This is a genomic window from Streptomyces sp. NBC_01622 (assembly GCF_045209635.1).
GTDB lineage: Bacteria > Actinomycetota > Actinomycetes > Streptomycetales > Streptomycetaceae > Streptomyces.
Window position 1 is genome coordinate 6,526,884 of sequence record NZ_CP109293.1, and the last position, 19,638, is coordinate 6,546,521.

Here is a 19,638-nt window from a genome sequence, read left to right on the forward strand (position 1 = left end):
CACTTCACGGCGTCCGAATACCCTCAGGGCAGGGGCAACATGCCCTGACGATCCTCAACCGGCTCTCTGCCGTCCGTCTCTTCCGCAGCACGGGGTCTGGGCACCGTGGTCGAAGCAAGGCTCAGGCGGACGGCCATGTCGAGGTTTACCTCGCCGTACGGGCGCACATGGGACCAGAACAGCGGGGTCAGGCCGCGCCGGTCGGCCGGGGTGAGGAAGTCGGCCCACTCCGGTTCTCCGAGGATGTCCTGGAGCATCAGGGTGTTCACGTAGACCAGGGCGGACTGGAGGATCCGCAGGCACAACACGAACATCTCCTGCTCGTCCCGCCTATTCGACGCGATCTCCCCGCCCTTGCCGTAGGCGATCACCGAGTTCGCACCGTTGGAGGACTCCATGACGTTCAGGCCCTCCTCGATCTCCCGCTGAAGGTCGCGCATCCGCAGATAGCGGGCAACAAAGATGGTCTTCTGGGCACGGCCGACCTCCAGCATCGCCGCGTAGGTGGGATGGGAGGCGTTGCGAGTGAAGCGCCGCAGGATCGCCTCGGTCGAGGCGGTACGCGTACGGATCGCGGTAGCGTACTTGATCATCTGGTCGTACTGCTGAGCGATCAGCTCCCAGCGGATCGGGCGGGTCAGCGCCGGGGTGAGCCGCGGGTAGGCGTCCGCCTCGCCGGCCGTCGGCCGGTACAGCTTCACCTTGTTGATCCGCTTGATCCTGGGCAGCAGGTCGAAGTTCAGCAGTCTCGTGATTCCGAAGCCGATTTCCGACTGGCCATGCGAATCGGTGTAGTTGGCCTCGACATCCATCGTGGTGCCGTGCCGCATCGCGCCCTCGATCATCGGGGCGACCTCGGACGCGGTGCAGTTGATCAGCTGGGAGTGGATGGCCAGGGACTTCTTCTCCACGTGCCAGTAGATGAGCACCCCGCGGCCGCCATAGCGCGAGTGCCACTCGGTGAACAGGTTCTGGTCGTACGCTCGGACGTGCGTGGAGTCGGAGGCGACCGCGGTCGAGCCCTGGCCCCACAACTCGGTGCTGCGGGCGGCGAACGTGGCGTTCGCGATCTGGACGGCGATGGCGCGAGCGGCCTCGGCGGACAGATACCGGCGCCGTACGTACCGCAGTTCGTCCTCGGTGTGGCCGTGGCCGCCGGATACCACGGCTTTGATCCCGGTGTTCGTGCCGTACGCGTAGATGACCAGCAGCAAGCGTTCGGCCAACACCTCCGGCGAGAGGCTGCCGCCGCCGGAGACGGAGGTGACTGCATCCAGGCACCCGGTCCGCAGCACCGCCTCCTTCAGCATGTCGATCAGCGGCACGATGCCCCAACGCCGCGCAACCTCGCCTTTGATCCTGCGCAGATTACGCGGTTCGGGCTGGGCCTCGGCCGCCGTGAGCCGGATCGCCCCGGACTTCCGCTCGGCGATGTCCAGCCAGGACAGCTTGGGCATTCGCTCGTTCAGCAGGGTCAGTTCGGCCGTCATCTGTTCGCGCAGCTCGTCGACGAAGACGGCAGCATCCAGCGGTTTGCGCAGCTCGCGGTAGTTCTCCTCGCGCCGCTCGGCGAAGTCCTGGGGCAGGTCCTCGTCGGGGTTGCGCCACTTGTCGGCGCCGACGACCCAGATCTCCTTGCACTTGAGCTGGTCGCGCAGGGCCTGGAAGGCGACGACCTCGTAGACCATGCGCACCACCCGCCGCCGGCCGCGTTTGTCGGCGCGGTGGACGACCTCCGCCCAGTCACCGCCCATCGCCTTGTGGACCGGCACCGTCTCACCCAGCGGGTAGTACGTCGTGTTCCCAGCGCTCGTGTACCGGGCCACCAGCGCCAGGGCCTCGATCACCGGCTGGTGGGTGTGGTTGGACGAGCGGAACTCCAGCACGTCCAACAGCTTGATCAGCCCGCGCCGGTAGTGGTTGGTGTACGACGCCTTCAGCGTGGTCTGCACCGTGCGCCGGTAGACCGGGCCGCGAGTCTTGAACTCGTGCACCAACTCCCGCAGCGTCGCCTCGCCCCCGGACACCGCCGGGAAGACCACCTGCCGCACCGTCCCCTCCGGGGTGCCGAGCGACGCCTCAGCGAGCTTGAAGAGGATGTTCTCCTTGCCCGACACCTTCTTGAACGCATTGATCAGCTGCTCGGTGACCTTCTTCTCCGCCCGCGCCCCGATCCGGTGCACCGTGGAGATCAGCAGCTCGACCAGTGCGTCGGTAATCTCCCGCTCCCGCTCGTGCAGCAGTGTGGCCAGCAAGGTCACCCGAAGCGGTACCGGGTGCGTCCGCAGATGGGAAGGCGACTCCACCGCGGCCCGCGCCCGCCAGCCGGCCACGACCTTCGGCGCGACGTCGATGAACAGATCCGGCGGCAGGCCGACCGCCCGCACGGCCAGGAGCTTGTCGATCTCGGTGAGCATCGTCTCCAGGCTCACATTGCCCGGCGCTTCCTTGATCTTCCCCAGCACCGGCGGCCCGTCCCCGCCTTCCGTGCCGCCACCGCCGGGCCCGGCCTCATCGTCTTGGTCGGTGCCGACGGCCACCAGAGCCACCAACCGCTCGATACTCTCAGCGGTCAACCGAGAGGAGATCCGCGCCGTCAGCGACTCCTCGGCCGCCCGCAGCGCAGCCGCGACGATCCGGTCGCACCGGCCCAGCGTCGGTGGCTCGATACTCTCCGCGCGGCACCTCGCCAACAGCTCCACCCGGACCTGCTCGGGCCTGCGTTCCTTGTGCGCGACGCGCTCGGCCAGATACGCCGTCAGCTTCTCCGCGTCCGCGACGCTGCACTCCCGAAAGCCGAGGTGGCCCCGGACCTGCGCCCGGTGGTACTCGACCGTACGGCCCGTCCAGTCGTATAAATCCAGCTCCGAGGCGGGAACCTGCACCTGCCGGGCGACGAACTCCACGGCCTCACCGGGTAGCTCGGCCCGGTTCCGGGGAAACCGGCCGTACTGCGTATAGAACTTCAGCAACACGGCGAAGCCCAGTCGCGTCGCACCGCGCTTGCCGGACACAAGTCCCTGCTCGTCATTCAGCAGCGTCCAGTGCTCGACCAGCTCATCCAGGTCCAACGGGGTACGGGCCACGATCGTCGATCGTCCTCGCGGGGCTTCACACACCGCAGCCGTACGGCGCCGGACTCACCCACACGGGTGACGCCCGCGCAAGATCACCGCCGTTTGCGGCTGGTGACACGGTTCTTACTGGCACCCCTAGTGGCGGCGCGATGTGCCGGCTTGAACCAGGACTCGTGCCAGGGCAGTGCTCTCCGGAAGGGTGTCGAGCGAGAGGGGCTGCGTGGCGACAGCGCCCTCGTGCAGCACGAGGAGTTGGGTGGCGAGGGCGGCCGGGTGCGAGCGGCCCGCCGTGACGGCGAGTTCCTTGAACAGGTTCAGCAGCCAGCGCTTCTGGTTCACGGCGACGCGGTGTGCGGGATGCGAGGGGTCGGGGAGTTCGGCGAGCGCGTTGATGAAGGCGCAGCCGCGGGTGTTGGTCTCGCACCAGGTCCGCAGTGCTTCGAAGGGCGCGGTGACGGCCTCGACGGGAGTGTCACTGGCATCGACGGCCGCACGGACGACTGACCGCCAGCGCTGGTCGCGGCCCGTGAGATAAGCCGCCACGAGGTGGTCTTTCGAACCGAACTGGTTGTACAGGGTCCGCTTGGTCACCCCTGAGTGCTCAGCGATCAGATCCACACCGACCGCTGTGATTCCGCGGTTGTAGAACAGCTCTTCCGCGGCCGCCACGATGCGGCGGCCGGCCGGGGTCAAAGGCCGCGCTTCCTGCACTGCAGGCCCCTTCACTGATCGGTGTACGGTGAGAGATGTTCACAGATCAGTATACCTGCGAGGAGGTTCAGGCGATGAGTACGTCCCGGTTCATGCGAGCGGTGCGGATCACAGGGCACGGAGGCCCCGAGGTCCTTGAGCCGGCGGAGGTCGCCGTCCCTGCCCCGCGGGCGGGAGAGGTGCTGGTCCAGGTCGGCGCGGTGGCCCTGAACAACACCGACCTGTGGACCCGGGAGGGCGCCTACGGCCGTCCGGGAGACCCGACGGCGAGGTCGGGCTGGCGCGGCCCGATCGACTTCCCGCGCATCCAGGGCGCCGACGTGGCCGGCCGCGTCGTGGCCGCCGGGACCGGAGTGGAGGGGAGCCTCGTCGGACGCCGGGTGGTCGTCGACCCCGCGATCTACGACACCGAAGGACCGGACGCCAACCCGGTGGGCCTGATGGGGAGCGAACGCGACGGCGGATACGCCGAGTACGTGACAGCGCCGGTGGAGCGAGTGCATGACGTGACGGAATCCCCGCTCACGGACGACCAGCTCGCGGCGTTGCCGACCGCCTACGGCACGGCGCTGGGCATGATCGAGCGGGGCCGGCTGCGGAAGGGGGAGACCGCCCTGGTCTCGGGAGCGTCCGGCGGCGTCGGCCTCGCGCTGGTGCAGATCGCCCGTGCGCGTGGTGCGAGAGTGCTCGCCATCAGCAGCGGCACCAAGACCGACGCGGTGCGCGAAGCGGGCGCGCACGAAGTCGTCGACCGCGCGGGAGGCGTCGCCGAGCAGATCCGCACCGCCGCCCCGGAGGGCATCGACGTCGCCCTCGACGTCGTGGCCGGCGAACTGGTCGGCGAGGGGCTGCCGTTGCTGCGCGAAGGGGGCCGGTGGGTCATCGCCGGCGCACTCGGTGGATACGACGTGACCTTCGACGTGCGCCGTCTCTACCTGCACAACGCCCAGGTCATCGGGTCCTCGATGCACACGCCGACACACTTCGGCCTCCTCGTGGACCTGGCCCGCCGGGCGGAGGTCCAGCCCGTCGTCGCCGCGACCTTCCCTCTGGACCGGGCCGCTCAGGCGCAGGAGGAACTCTCCCGCAGGGAGCACGTGGGGAAGATCGTCATGCACCCCTGAGTCCGTTCCATCCGGCTCCACCGCCACTCCGGCAGGTGCGGAGGAGGGCGTGGAGGGCGGTGGGGGTGGGGGCGAGGACCGTGGTGGGGTGGTCGCTTTCGCGGAGGTGGAGGGTGGTGGGGTCGGCGGCTATTTCCAGGCAGTCCTCGCCGCTGCCGCCTCCGGAGAACGACGACTTCTGCCAGTGGAGGGGAGAGGACACGGCTGGCCTTTCACAGTTCCTGAGCGATACGGCGGATCAGGGCGTGGAGGGCGGTGGGGGTGGGGGTGAGGATTGTGGTGGGGTGGTCGCTTTCGCGGAGGTGGAGGGTGGTGGGGCCGGCGGCTATTTCCAGGCAGTCTTCAGCACCGCCACCTCCGGAGAAGGAGGACTTCTGCCAGTGCAGGTTGAGGGACATGGAGGGCCTTTCAGAGGTTCTGGGCGATGTGGCGGATGAGGTCGAGGGAAGCGGATTGGTCGAGGGCGGCTCCGGTGACGCGATCGAGGCGTGCCCGGTAGCGGTGTAACTGGGCGGCGGCATCGATGAATTCGGCTCCGTGGACCGTGTCGATCTGAACGGTATCCAACTGGGGGACGACTCCACCGATGTACTGCATCGGGTGCCCGGCACCGGCGAAACCCTCCGCGCTGAAAGGGATCACACGAAGCGTCAGGTTTTCCCGCTCGGACTCCTGGATGAGGCGCTCAAGTTGTACGCGGGTGACCTTGGCCCCGCCGACACGCATGCGCAGGGCAGCTTCGTGGACGACCGCCTCGTACAAGGTCCCGGATTCGAGCACCTCTTGGCGTCGCAGCCGGAACGACAGGCGGGCCTCGCGGTCGGCGTCGGGGAGGCCCGGCTCCGCGAAGATCGAGGCTGCCCGCATGTGTTCCTCGGTCTGGAGGACGCCGGGGATGTGCACGGCCTGGAAGGCGCGGACGTACGTGCCGTGGTGTTCCAACTCGGCGAGATCGAGGACTCTCGGAGGTAGCACTCCCCGGTACTCCTCCCACCATCCCTTGTCCCGCTCATTGGCCATGCGGACCAAGGCGTCGATGAGTTGGGCGTCGTCACAGGCGTAGTGCGCGGCGAGTCGGCGGAGCCGCTCTTCGCTGATCCCGTGCTTCCCGGCCTCGATGTTGCTGATCTGCGCCTGGCTGGTGCCCAGCCAGGCGGCGACATCTCGGGAGACCAGTCCCGCCGCCTCGCGCAGCTTGCGGAGTTCCGCGCCCAGACGCCCCTGACGTGCGGTGGGAGTGACCCTTGGGGGCATGCCGTGCTCCTCGATTCTGCTGACGCGGTTGCGTCGTTGCAAATATACCGGGTACCGTCATCGCGTACTCACGGAGAGTGTCCATGGCGTCACCCATCCGCAACTCACCCCTGCCCCACGCCAGTTGGAAGTGCACCCCGGGCCGTCGACACCCGAGGCGAAGCCACCCGCACGGCGCGGAAACCAATCCACCCCCCGCTCCCCGGAGTCGATGCCGCATGCCCACGTACACCCTGTTCTGCCCACCCCTCGAAACATCCCCCCGCATCGCCCGCGACTTCGTCGCCTCCGTACTCCGCGAACTGAGCCTCGACACCGCGCTCGTGGAAGACGCCACCCTCTGCACCTCCGAACTCGTCACCAACGCCTGCGTGCACGCCAAGGGCGACGGTGCCGCGCTGTGGCTGTCGGCCGACCCGCAGGGCATCCGTGTCGTGGTGTACGACGGCGACGAGAACCCGCCGGTGATAAGGGAGTTGACGCCGGAACGGTGGGAGACGGGTGGCCGGGGTCTGTTCCTGGTGGACGCCCTCACCCGCGGCAGCTGGGGCCACGGCGTCGCCGTACCGTACGACGGTCTGTCCCGCCCGGAGGGCAAGGCGGTGTGGTTCGACCTGCCCGGTACCGCTTCCTGATTCCTGGCGGCGGACGACCGCCCCGCCGTGCAGAATGCAGCGCATGTTCGGACCCGCGCCGCTCCAACGCCTGTCCCTGCCCGAGGAGTTCACCCTGCTGTCGTACGGGGAGAACGGCAGGGTGCCCAACTCGGCCCAGACGGCGGCGGGTTGCGCGGCGGCGGAACTGGGTGAACTGGCCCTGCGGAGAAGGCTGTTGATCAGACCGAGGAAAACCAGAAAACTGGGCCTCGAGATCTACCGGAACCGCGGCGAGATCGAGCTGTCGGCCAACCCGACCCGCACGGGCCTGACATGGGCAGACGACCTGCTGTCCGCCGTGGGGACGCGAGCCGCCCAACTCGCCCCCCGCCCCCTGACGGTGACCCGCTGGCTCAGGGAACGCGGCCGGGAAGCACTCGCCCTGCACACGGGCGCACTCATCGAGCGAGGCGTGCTGCGCCACAGACCCGGCACCCTCCTCACCAGGACACGCCACCACCCGGATCCCGCACTCCGTAACGCCCTGCTCGACGGCGTCCGTGCCGTCCGCGCCGAACAGGTGCCGCTGGACGAACACATGCTGTTCCTCTGCGACTTGCTGGACGGCGCCGGTCTGACGAAGGACTTCGGCCTCACCATGACCCGCCCCCAACGCCTCGAACGCGCCCGGGGCATCGGCGCGGCAGGAGCCCTCCCGGAAGCCCTGCGCGACACGAGCACCGTGCTGGGCTTCTCGCTGCCGGCCCGGGAGGGCCGGACGATCACGGTCGGCGACTAGGGGGCCTGTCCGGCGGATCCTGTCGCAGACGCGGGGGTGGCACGCACTCCCCCACTGCCCTAAAGGCGTGGGGGGACCCCCAGCCGCGTTGTCGTCACTCGCCGACGTCCCCCAGCCTTCGGCCGGGAGGTGCCCCCACCGCGTCGCCCGCGGCGGAGCCGCTGATGTCAACGTCTCCTCCGCCTTGCAGCCGCACGCACCACACCCCGCTCACCGGTGCCGATCAGCCACCGTCGCTTTCCTGCGACCTGATCCGCCGGACGGCCCCTAACTGTCCTTCCGGGCCACCCCGCCGTAGATGCCGATGGGCGGGGCGTCCGGGTTCGGAGTCTGCTCGGGGCGCCAGTGGGTGACGCGGACCAGGCCCGGGTCCACGAGGGTGAAGTCGCCGAAGAAGTCCAGGACTTGGGCGTGGGTGCGGAGGTTCAGGGTGGCGGTGGCGCGGTTGTAGACGGAGGCCGCCTCCTCGCGCTGGTCCTCGTGGACGTCGCCGGTGGCGTGGGACAGGACGAGATAGGAACCGGCCGGCAGCGCGTCGCGCAGGGTGGCGACGATGCCGTACGGGTCCCCGTCGTCGGCGAGGAAGTGCACGACCGCGACCAGCAGTACGGCCACCGGCTGGTCGAAGTCGATGGCCGCGCGCACCTCGGGGTGGTCGAGGATGGAGCGCGGATCGCGCAGGTCGGCCAGGATGACCGAGGTGTCGGTGTCCTCCATGAGGGCCATCGAGTGGGTGCTGACGATCGGGTCGTTGTCGACGTAGACGATCCGCGTGTCCGGGGCGACGGCGTGCGCGATCTGGTGCACGTTCGGCTCGGTGGGCAGCCCGGTCCCGATGTCGAGGATCTGCCGCACCCCGCCCTCTTCCACGACGTGCCGGACGGCCCGGTGCATGAAGCGCCGGTTGGCCCGGACGCCCTCCCGCACCTCGGGAGCGGCCTTGATGAACTGCTCGGCGGCGTCCCGGTCGACCGGGTAGTTGTCCTTGCCGCCGAGGAAGTAGTCGTACATCCGGGCCGGGTGGGGCCTGCTGGTGTCGATCTGCAAGGGCAACGCACCGCTGCTGCCGCCGCTGGGAGAGGTCATGAGGCCAGGCTCCGTCTTGGTGAGTGGCTGTCAGATCATCATCCTGACACGCCCGCTGTCGTCCGGGAGACGACTCCGTCGGATCGGGAATTGACAAAGGGGCTTGCGATATGTCCTCGGTGGATTTCTGGAACCGGCCGTTATTTCTCTTGAATCAATTGACAGAGAGGGGCTGGTATGGCCTTGGTAACTCCCTCTGGGAATGGACTGGTTCATGGGAAAAGGGAATTGACAGGGGTCTTTTCGTTCCCTACGGTCCAGGCGTCAGTTCTTTGTCGAGCGCACCCGGGGTTGTTTCTTCGTGCAGGCTACCTATCTGCCCGACCGGCACATGTTCGCCCTGTGGAACTGGTCCGGCGGAGCCGCGGGCGCCGCTCCGCCGGCCGATGACGTCGAGGCAGTCGCCCTGGTCGTACCGGCCCCGGACCGTGACGGGTTCGAGGTGACCGACGTCGACTGCGCGCTCATCGAGCCGGACCGGCTCGCCGACGCGCCCCTCGACGTGCCCGGCCGGTCGGTGGATGCCTGGCGGCAGCTGCTCGCGGGGGGCGACGCGGCCCTTCCGATCGCGGCGCACGCCGTCCCCGACGCCACCGGTGCCGCCGTGACGTCCGCCGAGCACGCCGTGGCCGTCTTCCGCCACACCCGCGCCGTCGCCACCGAACTGCGCGACACACTGACCGCCACGCCGCGGCCGTACCAGGTGCGCGGGGTGAGCTGGCTGCGGGAGACCGTCGACGCGCACGGCGGCGCGGTGCTCGCCGACGAGATGGGACTCGGCAAGACGCTGCAGGCCATCGGCTACCTCACCGGGCGGGCCGCGGAGGGGCCCCAACTGGTGGTGTGCCCCACGTCGTTGGTCGGGAACTGGGCACACGAGATCGAGCGGTTCGCCCCCGGCCTGCGGACGGCGGTCTGGCGCGGCGGCCCGCTGGAGACAGCGGCCGGCGGCACGGTCGTCCTCACCGGCTACCCGACGCTGCGCCTGCACGGCCCCGCCCTGGCGGAGCATCGGTGGATCACCGCGGTGTTCGACGAGGCACAGGTTTTGAAGAACCCCCGCACCCAGGTGTCGAAGGCCGCGCGGACCCTCGCGGCCGACACCCGGATCGCCCTGACCGGAACGCCCGTCGAAAACCACCTGGAAGAACTCTGGGCACTGCTCAACCTGGTCGCACCGCACCTGTTCGGGAACAGGACGCAGTTCCGCCGCCGCTTCGTCCGGCCGATCGCGGACGGCTCCGCCGCCGCCGCCGCCCGCCTGCGCGGGGTGATCGAGCCGGTCGTCCTGATGCGGAAGAAGGCCCAGGTCGCCGGCTCGCTCCCGGCCAAGATCCACGCCGATCTGATCTGCGACCTGACCGAGGAACAGCAGCAGTCGTACGACCGCGTCCTGGAGCAGGTCATCGACGACGGCTTCGGCAGCGGTGCGCAGCGCCGGACCAGGGTGCTGGCGGCCCTGACCGCGCTCAAGCAGGTCTGCAACCATCCGGGTCTGCTCAGCGACGGCCTGGATGATCTGGCCGAGCTGGCGGGCAGGTCGGGGAAGCTCGACCTCTGCACCGACATCGTGGCCAACAACCTCGAAACGGGCTCGCCCACCCTGATCTTCACGCAGTACGTGCGGACCGGTGAACTCCTGGTGCGGCACTGCGCGGAACAGTTCGGGATCGGCGTGCCGTTCTTCCACGGCGGCCTGGACCAGAAGCAGCGGTCCGGCCTCGTCCGCCGGTTTCAGGCCCCCGACGGCCCGCCGGTGATGGTGCTCAGCCTGAAAGCCGGCGGCACCGGGCTTACGCTCACCCGCGCGGCCGACGTCATCCACTTCGACCGCTGGTGGAATCCGGCCGTGGAGGCACAGGCCTCCGACCGGGTCCACCGGATCGGACAGACCCGCACCGTCACCATCACCACCCTGACCACGGGGACGACCGTCGAGGAGCACATCGCGGCCATGCACTCGCGTAAAACCGCGCTCTCCGACATCGCCGACATGTCCGGTGTCGCGGGGCTGGCGCGCCTGGACGACGACCGCCTCATCGAGGTCCTGCGCCGGAAGCGGGACAACTGACCATGCCCGACAGCGATTTCGGATACACGCCGTGGGGCAGGGACTGGGTCCGGCTCGCCGAGCCGCTGCGCCAGACCCGCCCCGATCCGCAGCTCCCACGTGCGCGCAGACTCGCCCGTGACGGGAAGGTCGAGATCACGATCGACGGCCGGACCGTACGAGCCGTCATCCACCACGGCCGCAATGTCTTCGTGGCGAACATCGAGGTCGCGGCGATGCCCCGGGAGGTGATGGCCGGCATCTCCCGCCGGCTGTCCGGCGTCCGGCCCGTCCTCACCGACGAGCTGTACCGCGCGCTGGCCGACGACGGACACCGGCCCGTACCGCACGTCGTCGGCATCGACTGCGGCTGCCCGGCCGACGCTCCCCGATGTGTCCATGTGCTGGCCGTCTACTACGAGATGGCGCGCCGCGTCGACGACGACCCCCGGATCGCCCTCGACGCCCAGGACTTCTTCCGCGCCTCGTCGCACGGCGCCGACGTACCCACCGCCACGACACCGCAGCGGTGGATCGCCCTCAACTCCCTGAAGCCGGACAACTACTTCTGAAGGCGATGTAGACGGCGATCCGACGGCGGGTGGCACGGTCCCCTTCAGCAGCCGTACCGGCAGGTGACGCAGACCACGGGAACTCCACCCGCTTCATGGAGAGAAGAGGGTGTGAAGGACTCAGAGAACGAGGTGCGCCGCCGCGTGCGCGAGGGGGACCGCGTGGCGTTCGCCGAGCTGTACGAGGAGTTCGCCCGCGCCGTGTACAACCACGGGTTGCGCCTGACCGGCGACTGGTCGACAGCCGAAGAGATCATGTCCGAGACGTTCCTGGCCGCGTGGCGCACGCGGACGCGGGTACAGGAGGACGGCGGTTCCCTGCTGCCCTGGCTGCTGGGCATCGCCACCCACAAGGCGGACAACGCCCGGCGGAGCCTGCGCCGACGCCAGCTGTTCCTGGCGCGGCAGCCCCGGCCGCCGAGCGTGGAGGACTTCGCGCCCGAGCTGGCCGGACGCATCGATGACGCGCGCCGCCTGCGTGCTGTTCAGGTCGCCCTGGACCGGCTGAGACGCCAGGAGCGGGAGGTGCTGGCCCTGTGCGTGTGGTCCGGCCTGGACTACCAGCAGACGGCCGAGGCTCTGGGCATCGCGGTCGGGACCGTACGTTCCCGGCTCTCGCGTGCCCGCAAGAAGCTCGCCCGTCTCGCTGAGGAAAACCTGGAACCGGGCTCTGCCCGCGGAGAGATGACAAGTGCGGCCGCGATCGCGGCCCTGCCCGTGCGGGAGGAGCTCACATGAAGGACAGGACCACCTCCGCTTCCCGGGAGTGGCGCGGCGACCGCGAGGAGATCGCCCGCCTGCTACCGCCCCCGGCCGACTGGGACGTTCCGCGCGAGCAGCACCTTCGTCACAAGGATCTACTGATGCACACCATCGACCGCGACCAGGCCGTACCTACCCGGCCGACCCGTCGGCTGCTGCGGCCCGCGCTCCTGGCGCCGGCGACCGCACTTGCCCTGGCCTGCGCACTGACCGCGGGAATCGCCCTGACCGACAGCGGCAAGGGGGCCTCCGGCACCGCGTCGCACGGCGTGGCCACGGACATGCAGCCTGCCGCGGCCCTCCTCGACCGGATCTCCGCCGCCGCAGGGGGACACCCTGCCCGCACCGTGCGGGACGATCAGTTCGTCTACACCAAGGAGAAGGCCCGCGGTGCCGACCTCACCACCGGGAAGGCCGTACTCGGCCCGCTGACGGTCCGTGAGGTGTGGTCCGCCCAGGAGCCGGGGCGTCTGCTCAAGCTCGGTCTGATCCGCGAAGACGGTGAGACCCTGCCCATCAACGCCGAACTCGGCGACACCCACGGCACGGCGGCCGGCATCAACCGGCCCACCTACCACTGGCTCAGCTCCCTGCCCACCGACCCCGACAAGCTGCTGGCCTACCTGTACGCGAAGACCCCGCACGCCACGGGCCGCGAGCGCGACCAGGCGGTGTTCGAGCAGATCGGCTCGCTGCTCGGCACGTTGACGCCGCCCCGCACCGCTGCCGCCCTCTACCGGGCCGCGGCGAAGATCCCCGGTGTCACCCCGGCCCCGAAGGCGCGCGACGCCATCGGCCGGCAGGGTCTCGGCATCGCGCGTGACGACACCCGTTACGGCGTCAGGACCGAGTGGGTCTTCGACAAGAAGGACTACGCCTTCCTCGGTTCCCGCAGCTACCTGACCAAGGACGAGTCCTACGGAGAGTCCGGCACCCTGCTGTCCAGCAGCGCCGAGTTGGACCATGCCGTGGTCGACAAGGCCGGCGAGTCGCCTGCCGCTGGGTGACGCATCACGTGAGAGTGGCCGCGCCGGCCCAAGCGCTGCCCTGGGTCCTGGGCCCTGCGCCTGGGGCCAGGGACCTGACACGAGTGAATGGCTGTCCGCCGAAGGCGTTGCCGACCCGGCCGCCGTCGCGTGCGGCGGTTCAGTCGTGGCGGGGCCCTCCGGCCGTGATCTCGCCGGATCCCCGCTCGATCAGCCGGGTCGGAATGGTGACCGCGCGGGTGGGTGACCGGTCGCCGTCCAGTCTGCTGAAGAGCATCTCGGCGGCCGTCCTGCCCAACTGCTCGACGTCCTGGGCGATGACGGAGATCCCCGGGCTGAGGATGTCGGCGAGAGGGAAGTCGTCGAAGCCCACGTGGGCGACGGTTCCCTGCAGACCGAGTGCGCGCAGGGCTCGCACGGCCCCTATCGTGACGAAGTTCTGGCTGGTGAACAGCGCGGTGGGCGGGTTCGGCAGCGCCAGGAGCCGCCGGGTCGCGGCGATCGCGGATTCCTCGCTGGCCCCGGTGTGCCGGACGATCTCCTCGTCGTACTCGATGTGCCCGACCTCCAGGGCGTGCCGGTAGCCGTCGAAACGCTGGGCGGCGGTGGAGATCGTCGCGCGGTCGCCGAGGTAGGCGATGCGGCGGTGGCCGGACTTCAGCAGGTGGTTGACGCCGGTGACGGCACCCCGCCGGTTGTCGGAGACGACGGTGTCCGCGTCGAGCAGGCTGGGCTCACGGTCGACGAAGACCATGCAGGTGCCCGAACGCTGCTCGCTGATCAGATAACTGTGGTCGCGGCCGGCCGGCACGATCACCAGGCCGTCCACCCGCCGGTCGATGAGAGCACGGGCCAACTCCCGTTCCCGGGCCGGGTCCTCGTCGAGGCTTCCCACCAGCACGAGCACTCCGCGCCCCCGTGCCACGTTCTCGACGGTTCGGCTCAGGGCCGCCGAGAAAGGGTTCGCCGCGTCCTCGACGAGCATCCCGATCGTGGCCGTACGGCCGTCCCCGCGGCGCAGGCTGCTGGCGGTCAGGTTCGGCCGGTAGCCCAGTTTGTCGGCCGCGTCACGCACCCGGGCGGCAATGGCCGGATCGACGGTGGGAACCTCGTTGACCACGCGGGAGACCGTCTTGATGGCGACGCCTGCCAGTGCCGCCACCTCGCGCATGGTGGGGCGGCTGCGGGGGGACGGCGACGGCGGCTCGCCCAGAGTCATCGTTGTCTCCAACTGATTGCGCGTTACCTACTTGTTGCCGACGCATGTTTACCAGTGTCTTGACGCGCTCGTCCATACGGGCTCACTATCCCGTCGAGTCAACGTTGTCTCAGCGTCGACCAAGGGACGGCTCGAAAGGGATCACGTCATGAACCTCTCCTCCAGGCAGGCGTCGGGCCTCCGCAGTCGACGCACCCGGGCGGCAGCCATCGGCGTCACTATCTGCCTCGGCGCCACCCTCGCCGCCTGCGGCTCCTCCGACTCAAGCTCCTCGTCGTCCGGCAGCGGGAAGGTGGGCGTGTCACTGATCCTGAAGACGCTGAGCAACCCGTACTTCGTCAGCATGGAGAAGGACGCCAAGACACAGGCCGCCAAGGACAAGGTGAGCCTCACCGTGGCGGCGGGAACGTCGGACGGCGACACCCAGACCCAGATCACCGCCATCGACAACGCCGTCTCGCGCGGCGACAAGGGCATCCTGATCACCACCAACGGCGACGCGGTGAACACCGCGCTGAAGCGCGCCAAGCAGGCCGGCCTCTTCGTGATCGCCCTGGACACCGCACCGAACCCGGCGAACGTCGCGGACATCACCTACGCCACCGACAACGAGCAGGCGGGCAAGCTCGACGGCCAGTACGCGGCGGCGGCCCTGGACGGCAAGCCCGCGGTCATCGCCATGCTCGACCTGTTCAACAACCAGGTCGTCTCGGTGGACATCGACCGCGACCACGGCTTCCTGGAGGGCATGGGCATCGACCCGGGCAGCAAGACCGAGAACGGCAAGGAGGCCAAGACCGGGAAGTACACCGGCGGCAAGGGCGGCACGTACACGGTCGCCTGCCACCAGCCCACCCAGGGCGCCATCGACGGCGGACGCACCGCGATGGAGAACTGCCTGTCGGCCAACCCGGACATCAACGTGGTCTACGCGATCAACGAGCCGGCGGGCGAGGGCGCGTACAACGCGCTGAAGGCGGCGAACAAGGAGAAGAGCGTCGCGATCTACGCGATCGACGGCAGCTGCTCGGGCCTGAAGAACGTCACCAGTGGCGAGTTCGCCGCCGACGCCGTGCAGTACCCGGGCAAGATGGCGGCCCTCGGCGTCAGCTCCATCGCGAAGCTGGCCCGCGGCGGCAGCAAGCCCAGTGTCACCAACGGCAAGTCGTTCTACGACACCGGCACCGCGTTGGTCGCCGCCAAGGCCATCGGGGGGCTGACGGTCCAGTCCACGTCGCAGGCCGCTTCCGCCTGCTGGGGCAGCTGACCCGGTCGGCCGGGTGGGCCGCCGGCAGCCGTCACGGCACCGGCGGCCCACCCGCACCACACGAGCCGATGAGCCGTACGTCATGAGCTCGTGCTCGTACGTCATGAGCCCGTATGTCATGAGCCCGTACCTCATGAGCTCCTTCGAAGGCCCGCACGAGGGACAGAACCGGAAGGACCCCCTGTGACCACCCACGTGGACAGTGAAGCGACACCGGCGCCGGCGGAGGACTTCCTCAACCGGCCCGCCACGCCGGCCCAGCGCATCCAGTCGGTGCTGCACCGTCAGCCGGCACTCAGCCCGGCGATCGTCCTGGTGCTCGCCGCCATCGTGTTCTCCCTGGTCAACGACCGCTTCTACGCCTTGCAGAACCTGTCGCTCGTCGCCCAACAGGTGGCCGTCATCGGCTCGTTGGCCGTCGGCCAGACCGTCATCATCCTCACGGCCGGCATCGACCTGTCCATCGGCGCGGTCATGGTGCTGGCCTCGCTGCTGATGTCGAAGCTCGTCGCGGACAACCACCTGCCGGGCGTGCTGGCCCTGCTCGCGGGAGCGGCCGTCGCCGTCGCCGCGCAGGCCGTCAACGGGCTGCTGGTGACCAGGATCAAGCTGCCGCCGTTCATCGTCACGCTCGGCACCCTCAGCATCTTCACCGCGATCACGCTCATCTACGCCAAGGGCCAGACCGTCTCGCTGCAGCCCGGCAACATCCTCATGTGGAGCGCGGACACGGTCTCCATCGGGCAACTGAACCTGACCACCGGCGTCCTGCTCATGATCGCCCTGTACGCGGTGGTCGGCTACGCGCTGCGCTACACCGCCTGGGGCCGGCACCTGTACGCCGTGGGCGACGACATCGAGGCCGCCCGCCTGGCCGGCATCTCCGTCAACCGGGTGCTGCTGAGCGCCTACGTGGTCGGTGGCTTCGCCATCGCGGTGGGCGCCTGGATCCTGGTCGGCCGGGTCGGCGGCGGCGACCCCAACAGCGGCCTCAACGCCAACCTGCAGTCCATCACCGCCGTCGTCATCGGCGGCACCAGTCTGTTCGGCGGACGCGGCGTGGTGCTCGGCTCGCTGATCGGCGCGCTCATCGTCCAGGTCTTCGTCAACGGTCTGGCACTGGCCGGGATCGACCCCAACTACCAAGTCCTGACAGTCGGCGTGCTGGTGATCGCGGCTGTCTCCGTCGACCAGTGGATCCGGAGTGTGAAGTCGTGACGACCCCCACCGCCCCCGTTCTCGAAGCCAAGGGCCTGGTCAAGGTCTTCGGCCGGGTCGTCGGCCTGAACGACGTCGACCTCACCCTCCACCCCGGCGAGGTCCTCGCCGTCATCGGCGACAACGGCGCCGGCAAGTCCACCCTGATCAAGTGCCTCTCCGGAGCGCTCGTCCCCGACCGGGGCAGCATCCTGGTCGACGGCTCCGAGGTCAACTTCAAGCGGCCGCAGGACGCCCGCGAGGCCGGCATCGAGACGGTCTACCAGACCCTCGCCGTGGCCCCGGCGCTGGACATCGCCAGCAACCTGTTCCTCGCCCGCGAGATCCGCCGCAAGGGTGTGCTCGGCTCGGTGTTCCGCATGCTCGACACCGGCGAGATGAAGCGCCAGGCGTCCGACCACATCAAGCGGCTGGGCATCAGCACCCTGCAGAACATCAACCAGGCCGTGGAGACGCTCTCCGGCGGCCAGCGCCAGTCGGTGGCCGTCGCCCGCGCGGGCGCCTTCGGCGGCCGGGTCGTCATCCTCGACGAACCCACCGCGGCGCTGGGCGTCCGCGAGACCGGCCAGGTGCTCAAGCTCGTCCGCGACCTGCGCGACCAGGGCCTCGGCATCATCCTGATCAGCCACAACATGCCCAACGTCTTCGATGTCGCCGACCGCATCCACATCCAGCGCCTCGGCGGCTGCGCCGGGGTCATCACCCCGCAGTCGCACTCCATGGAGGACGCGGTGGCCATCATGACGGGCGCGAAGAAGCTCGTCCCGGAAGCCGGGTGACAGGCAGAGACGGTGGCGATGGCGCTACGGCCGACACGTTCCGGATCGCCGAGGGCCGCCTCGGCGACGAACCCACCGTGACGGTCTCCGCGCCGGACGGTGCCGTGCGCGCCGTCCTCGCCCTGCGCGGGGCGACGCTGCTGAGCTGGCGGCTCGGACGCGGAGCGGCCGGGCAGTTGAGGGAACTGACGGACGGCTACCGCGACGAGGCGGAACTGCTCTCGCAGGACGGCGTACGGGCGGGCCTGCTCGCCCCGTTCCCCAACCGCGTCGCCGACGGCCGCTACCACCACGGCGGCCGCGACCACGACCTGCTGCCCGGCCGCGTCGGCGACCGCACGGTCTACCACGGCTTCGCACGCGAAGCGCCGTTCCGGCTCGTCGCGGCCACCATGACGCCCGACTCGGCACGGCTGCTGCTGCGCAGCACGACCATCCGACCGGGCCGGTACCCCGGCTACCCGTTCGCGCTCGACCTCGACGTGGAGTACACGATCGGCCGCGGTGACCTGGGCATCGAGATCAGGGCGACGAACGTGGGGGAGACCACCGCTCCCTACGCGGCGGGCTGGCACCCGTACTTCACCCTCTCCCGCCCCATCGACGACCTGGTCCTGCAGATTCCCGCCCACACCCTGATCCGTACCGACGCCTCCCTCATCCCCCTGCGCGGAAAGAACGCCCTGCTGCCCCTGGACCGCTGCCCCGACATGGACTTCCGTACGCCCAGGAGGCTCGGCGCCGCCGTCGTCGACGCCTGCTTCGCGGACCTGGCCCCCGGACCCGGCGGCCGGACCGAGACGGTACTGAGCGACCCCGCGACCGGAGCCGGACTACGGGTGTGGCAGCACGGCGGCTACCTGCACGTGTTCACTGGCGACACCCTGGCCCGCGACCGGCGCGGGTCCATCGCTCTGGAGCCTGTCGAGGTGCCCACGGACGCCTTCAACCGCCCGGAACTCGCCACCGCCTTGTCACTGGAGCCGGGCCGGCGGCGGGAGTTCCGTTTCGGGGTCGCGTACGTGCCCTCGACGCACTGAGCTGGGGTGGTGCCGGGCCTCAGCCGACCGCTGTCGCCTCCGGCTCCCGCTCCGGCTCTGGCTCCGGCTCCGGCTCCGTGATGATCGCCTCGACACCGTCGAAGTGCCCGGCCGGCAGGGCGGCGTGGGTGGCGTACTCCACGGGGCGTCGCTCGGCCCGGTTGAGGAGGAGCCGGGTGACGTCGGGGCGGGCGTAGTGCCCGACCGGGTCGGCGGCGGCCTTGGCGAACGGGATCGCGGTCAGGTCGATGTCGGCGTACAGGATGCCCTCGGCGTCCTCGGGCAGCGGGTCGGCCAGTGGGCGGCCGTCGGGACCGTAGATCCGGGCGAAGCCGCCGCCGCGCTGCAGCAGTTGCTGCTTGACGGGGGTGTCGCAGAACAGCTCGACACCTGCCTCGCCGACCACGGCGCACGGGGCGAGTACGAAGACCTGGCCCTCGGCGGCGTAGATCTGGGAGGCGGCGGTGTTGACCTCCGGGCCGAGCGCGTAGGCCGCCCCCTTGTACACGGAGAAGCTGGGCCAGGCGGCCACGTGCACCTGCTCGTGCTGGCTGAACATGGCGTACTTGGTCAGCGGCTGGAGGTGCTCCCAGCAGCACAGCGCCCCGATCCGGCCGAGTTCGGTGTCGTGGACCACCAGGTCGGAGCCGTCGCCCTCCCCGAACATGGTGCGTTCCACGTGGGTGGGCTTGAGCTTGCGGCGGGCTCCGACGAGCTTGCCGTCCGCTGAGATGACCGCCTGGCCCATGTACAGGCTGCCGCCGCCGCGCTCGCTGAATCCGAGGACCACCGCGATGGAGTTCGCGCGTGCGGCGTCGAGCAGTCGCTGGAGGCGCGGGCCGTCCAGGGTCAGCGAGTTCTCGTGGTAGCGCCCGACGAACCGCATGCCGGCGGCCGGGGAGTCCAGCCACAGCCACCAGGGGTAGCCGGGAACGAAGGTCTCCGGGAAGGCGATGAGCTGCGCCCCCGCACGGGCGGCCTCCTCGATCAGGCCGATGCTCTTGTCGATCGTGGCGTCGGCGTCGAGCCATACCGGCTCGGCCTGGACGGCGGCCGCCTTGAACGCACCTGTGTACTCGACCATGGTCAACTCTCCTC

The 19,638-nt window shown here is 69.7% G+C and carries 19 protein-coding genes; 11 read left to right on the forward strand and 8 right to left on the reverse strand.

The annotated features are described in order from the left end of the window. Positions 1 to 23 precede the first annotated feature (23 nt). The gene (locus OH768_RS30080; RefSeq protein ID WP_406458766.1) at positions 24 to 3,086 is read right to left on the reverse strand and encodes a Tn3 family transposase; all 3,063 of its coding nucleotides are present in this window, start codon (positions 3,084 to 3,086) and stop codon (positions 24 to 26) included. Between the two features lie 126 nt (positions 3,087 to 3,212). After that, entirely contained in the window at positions 3,213 to 3,788 is a 576-nt protein-coding gene (locus OH768_RS30085) for a TetR/AcrR family transcriptional regulator (protein ID WP_406458768.1), read from the reverse strand. Positions 3,789 to 3,862: 74 nt separating this feature from the next. Here OH768_RS30085 and OH768_RS30090 point away from each other — a divergent pair, with 74 nt between their 5' ends. Beyond that, positions 3,863 to 4,912: a zinc-binding dehydrogenase gene (locus tag OH768_RS30090; RefSeq protein WP_406458770.1), complete on the forward strand. Its 1,050-nt coding sequence runs from the start codon at positions 3,863 to 3,865 to the stop codon at positions 4,910 to 4,912. Here OH768_RS30090 and OH768_RS30095 read toward each other — a convergent pair. The 3 genes from OH768_RS30095 to OH768_RS30105 are packed head-to-tail and all read right to left on the reverse strand — an operon-like array spanning position 4,899 to position 6,166. Beyond that, positions 4,899 to 5,114: a DUF397 domain-containing protein gene (locus OH768_RS30095; protein WP_406458772.1), complete on the reverse strand. Its 216-nt coding sequence runs from the start codon at positions 5,112 to 5,114 to the stop codon at positions 4,899 to 4,901. The two genes, OH768_RS30090 and OH768_RS30095, sit on opposite strands and share 14 nt — an antisense overlap. 10 nt (positions 5,115 to 5,124) lie before the next feature. Beyond that, positions 5,125 to 5,310, reverse strand: a complete 186-nt coding sequence (locus tag OH768_RS30100; protein WP_406458774.1) for a DUF397 domain-containing protein — start codon at positions 5,308 to 5,310, stop codon at positions 5,125 to 5,127. Between the two features lie 10 nt (positions 5,311 to 5,320). After that, entirely contained in the window at positions 5,321 to 6,166 is an 846-nt protein-coding gene (locus OH768_RS30105; RefSeq protein WP_406458776.1) for a helix-turn-helix domain-containing protein, read from the reverse strand. A gap of 218 nt (positions 6,167 to 6,384) precedes the next feature. Here OH768_RS30105 and OH768_RS30110 point away from each other — a divergent pair, with 218 nt between their 5' ends. Both OH768_RS30110 and OH768_RS30115 read left to right on the forward strand, forming a co-directional pair. Beyond that, positions 6,385 to 6,801: an ATP-binding protein gene (locus OH768_RS30110; protein ID WP_406458778.1), complete on the forward strand. Its 417-nt coding sequence runs from the start codon at positions 6,385 to 6,387 to the stop codon at positions 6,799 to 6,801. A gap of 43 nt (positions 6,802 to 6,844) precedes the next feature. Then, complete coding sequence (locus OH768_RS30115) at positions 6,845 to 7,561, forward strand: GPP34 family phosphoprotein (protein WP_406458780.1); 717 nt, start codon at positions 6,845 to 6,847, stop codon at positions 7,559 to 7,561. A gap of 267 nt (positions 7,562 to 7,828) precedes the next feature. Here OH768_RS30115 and OH768_RS30120 read toward each other — a convergent pair whose 3' ends face one another. Continuing rightward, the gene (locus OH768_RS30120) at positions 7,829 to 8,647 is read right to left on the reverse strand and encodes an SAM-dependent methyltransferase (RefSeq protein ID WP_406458782.1); all 819 of its coding nucleotides are present in this window, start codon (positions 8,645 to 8,647) and stop codon (positions 7,829 to 7,831) included. Between the two features lie 301 nt (positions 8,648 to 8,948). On the opposite strand from OH768_RS30120, the gene OH768_RS30125 reads away from it, so the two are divergent. From OH768_RS30125 to OH768_RS30140, 4 genes are all read left to right on the forward strand, one after another. Next, positions 8,949 to 10,718, forward strand: coding sequence for a DEAD/DEAH box helicase (locus OH768_RS30125; RefSeq protein ID WP_406458784.1), 1,770 nt, complete (start codon positions 8,949 to 8,951; stop codon positions 10,716 to 10,718). A 2-nt stretch (positions 10,719 to 10,720) separates the two neighbouring features. After that, positions 10,721 to 11,269, forward strand: a complete 549-nt coding sequence (locus OH768_RS30130; protein WP_406458786.1) for a hypothetical protein — start codon at positions 10,721 to 10,723, stop codon at positions 11,267 to 11,269. A 132-nt stretch (positions 11,270 to 11,401) separates the two neighbouring features. Beyond that, positions 11,402 to 12,007 (forward strand): RNA polymerase sigma factor, encoded by a 606-nt coding sequence (locus OH768_RS30135; RefSeq protein ID WP_406465504.1) that lies wholly within the window; start codon positions 11,402 to 11,404, stop codon positions 12,005 to 12,007. Then, positions 12,004 to 13,038, forward strand: a complete 1,035-nt coding sequence (locus OH768_RS30140; RefSeq protein WP_406458788.1) for a CU044_5270 family protein — start codon at positions 12,004 to 12,006, stop codon at positions 13,036 to 13,038. The genes OH768_RS30135 and OH768_RS30140 overlap by 4 nt, the downstream gene beginning before the upstream one ends. A 139-nt stretch (positions 13,039 to 13,177) precedes the next feature. On the opposite strand, the gene OH768_RS30145 is transcribed toward OH768_RS30140, so the two are convergent. Continuing rightward, a complete protein-coding gene (locus OH768_RS30145; protein WP_406458790.1) occupies positions 13,178 to 14,236 on the reverse strand; it encodes a LacI family DNA-binding transcriptional regulator in 1,059 nt (352 codons plus the stop codon). Positions 14,237 to 14,384: 148 nt separating this feature from the next. Here OH768_RS30145 and OH768_RS30150 point away from each other — a divergent pair, with 148 nt between their 5' ends. The 4 genes from OH768_RS30150 (at position 14,385) to OH768_RS30165 (ending at position 18,540) form a co-directional block, all read left to right on the forward strand. Then, entirely contained in the window at positions 14,385 to 15,503 is a 1,119-nt protein-coding gene (locus tag OH768_RS30150; protein WP_406458792.1) for a substrate-binding domain-containing protein, read from the forward strand. A gap of 183 nt (positions 15,504 to 15,686) precedes the next feature. Next, entirely contained in the window at positions 15,687 to 16,721 is a 1,035-nt protein-coding gene (locus OH768_RS30155; RefSeq protein ID WP_406458794.1) for an ABC transporter permease, read from the forward strand. Then, the gene (locus OH768_RS30160) at positions 16,718 to 17,500 is read left to right on the forward strand and encodes an ATP-binding cassette domain-containing protein (RefSeq protein ID WP_388113565.1); all 783 of its coding nucleotides are present in this window, start codon (positions 16,718 to 16,720) and stop codon (positions 17,498 to 17,500) included. The genes OH768_RS30155 and OH768_RS30160 overlap by 4 nt, the downstream gene beginning before the upstream one ends. After that, positions 17,497 to 18,540: an aldose 1-epimerase gene (locus OH768_RS30165; RefSeq protein ID WP_406458797.1), complete on the forward strand. Its 1,044-nt coding sequence runs from the start codon at positions 17,497 to 17,499 to the stop codon at positions 18,538 to 18,540. The genes OH768_RS30160 and OH768_RS30165 overlap by 4 nt, the downstream gene beginning before the upstream one ends. Positions 18,541 to 18,559: 19 nt before the next feature. Here the strand turns inward: OH768_RS30165 and OH768_RS30170 are convergent, their stop codons facing one another. Next, the gene (locus OH768_RS30170; RefSeq protein WP_406458799.1) at positions 18,560 to 19,624 is read right to left on the reverse strand and encodes a carbon-nitrogen hydrolase family protein; all 1,065 of its coding nucleotides are present in this window, start codon (positions 19,622 to 19,624) and stop codon (positions 18,560 to 18,562) included. Between the last annotated feature and the right edge of the window lie 14 nt (positions 19,625 to 19,638).